The sequence below is a fragment of the Rothia sp. HMSC072B04 genome (genome assembly GCF_001813725.1).
GTDB classification, from domain to species: domain Bacteria; phylum Actinomycetota; class Actinomycetes; order Actinomycetales; family Micrococcaceae; genus Rothia; species Rothia mucilaginosa.
Map to the genome: position 1 here is coordinate 1 of NZ_KV813810.1, position 2,031 is coordinate 2,031.

The following is a 2,031-nucleotide window of genomic DNA, read 5'->3' on the forward strand; positions in this document are numbered from 1 at the left end:
TTGGTGGTGCTTTTTTCAGCTGACCCACAACGATCAAGCGACACGGAGCAGCAGCAGGTAGGGTGAGACACCGCCCAAGGTCCTTGACGACAGCGAGGGTACAAGTCCGCTCATCATCAAGGACCTCGCCCCCTACCCGCAACCCCCGACCAACACCCACTCACCCACACTCAACTCGGAAGAGCCTATAAACCTAAGTAATTGTTGGCTACTCATGTAAGAGTTCTTTCTAGTTGTTGCGGGTCGGTCAGAATGATCGATCCGCGTTTTTGGATGATCATGCCCTGTTTGGCCAGATCTGCCAGGGCCTTACTGACTGCTTCCCGGGTGGAACCCGCGACATTGGCGAGCTGCTCGTGGGTCATGGGAACAATCAGATCACGTTTCCAGGGCAAGTGGGAGGGCCGCGCGATAGACAGCAGCAAAGATGCCACCCGTTGGGGAAGGGGGCGTAGCGCTAAATCGCTGAGGCGAGTTTCCAGTTCCTCTACACGCCTAGCGAGGATGGCGGTGACCTGCTGAGAAATACGCGGGTCGGCAAGGAAAAAGGTTTCAACCTGCTCATGTGTTAGCTGGCATATGCTGCTGTCTTCTAAGGCTTCTGCGTAGCTTGCACCCATGTGTTGGCCGACAATCGACATGTTTCCGAACACGTCACCAGGCTCATAAATCGCCAGTGTGAAGGTTTTGCCGTTGGGGCTGGTCTGAAACAAACGAACCCGGCCGCTTTTTACGATGAACAGCACTTGAGAAGGGCGTAGCGGGTCGTAAATCATGTCCCCCGAAGCGAAGGTCTTGAATGGGAGCATCTGGTTAAGGCCAGCTAACTCTGCAGGAGGAATCTGTTCAAACAACTCCACCTCCCGCAGACACGGCTGTACTTGCTCTGCCATGTGCCTCGGGTTAAGTGACGGCTGGCCTCCTAGATTCTTTTCCATGCTTTCCGAGATGCTCACACTACAAGAGTAGGTCATGCCCGTTTGCCTGCAAAACGAGGAAGAAGAGCCTTCGCTACGAAAAGCGTCACTAGGGCGTAGATGACATGCCCCATCAAGGACATCATCGAAGCTTGGGTGATTTGGAAGACGGCACCGCCCATCATCAGTGGCATAGCCACCAGCGGGCCCATCACCCACAAGGCCACACCGAAAACGACGGCGAACAGCATCCCCTGCCCGGGGCAGGAAGGCATAAATTTCAGTAAAATCCCGGCAAGCAGCCCGAATATCACCGAAATCATCATATGAATACCAAAACCAACTAGCGCGGACTCCACCCCCATCATGGATCCAATCATGGTTAGCATCCCCATCTTCCACATCATCATTCCAAAGACCATGCCACCGGCCAGACCTCCGATTGCCCCCGCCAACAGGCGTTGGACTACAGTTCCTTTCACACCAATCTGGCACGAAGCTTCTACGTTCATGATTGAACTCCTTCACTAGTTTTATCGACTTGACTCTCAAGCCTGACTCCAGGTTAGGTCCCCAAAACAGCTGTCAAAGTAAACCAGGACACATAAGACAAAATATGTCCCTCCTCACACCAGAAAGTGGGTGACTTTCATGGGCTTCTTCTCCTGGCTCGGCCTCAAAACCGGCTCTTCATAATTGGGGGTGTAGTTGGGGACTGAATCCTCCTGTTTCGAGGAGTGCTCGGGTGATGTAGTTGGTGAGGTTTCGGAATCCGAGTGCGGATCCGCGTAGGTGTTCGAGGCAGTCGTTGATGGCTTCGGTAGGACCGTTGCTGGTGTGGGGGTGGTCGAAGTAGGCCAGGATGTCCCCGGCTCGGCGTTTGAGTGTCCTGCCCAGCGTGATGAGCTCGGTTAGGCCCCTCGGTACGCGCGTGGAGGTCAGTGTGTTGATTTCGGCTTGCATCAGGGCCTTACCGCGGATTTTGTTGGGATCACGATAGGCGTCGATGATGTTCTGGTAGACGCTCCAGGTGACTTCGAGGGCGACGTGGCAATCGCTGGCGAACAGGTCGAGGATCTGGTGTTGCTGGCGTGGCGTGAGCAGGCATGAGCGG

At 54.8% G+C, this 2,031-nt stretch carries 2 protein-coding genes and 1 pseudogene; all 3 read right to left on the reverse strand.

The features are described from left to right. Window positions 1-212: 212 nt before the first annotated feature. On the reverse strand, window positions 213-893 hold the full coding sequence (locus HMPREF2928_RS06645; protein ID WP_070687885.1) for a Crp/Fnr family transcriptional regulator: 681 nt from the start codon (window positions 891-893) through the stop codon (window positions 213-215). 77 nt (window positions 894-970) lie between these two features. Further along, entirely contained in the window at window positions 971-1,429 is a 459-nt protein-coding gene (locus tag HMPREF2928_RS06650) for a DUF1440 domain-containing protein (RefSeq protein WP_246823576.1), read from the reverse strand. A 178-nt stretch (window positions 1,430-1,607) separates the two neighbouring features. Beyond that, a pseudogene (locus HMPREF2928_RS06655) lies at window positions 1,608-2,031 on the reverse strand (transposase); the annotation flags it as partial.

Bases quoted from the DNA above. Each gene is read 5' to 3' on its own strand.
- HMPREF2928_RS06645 (WP_070687885.1), bottom strand. From the start codon at position 893: ATGGCAGAGCAAGTACAGCCGTGTCTGCGGGAGGTGGAGTTGTTTGAA.
- HMPREF2928_RS06650 (WP_246823576.1), bottom strand. From the start codon at position 1,429: ATGAACGTAGAAGCTTCGTGCCAGATTGGTGTGAAAGGAACTGTAGTC.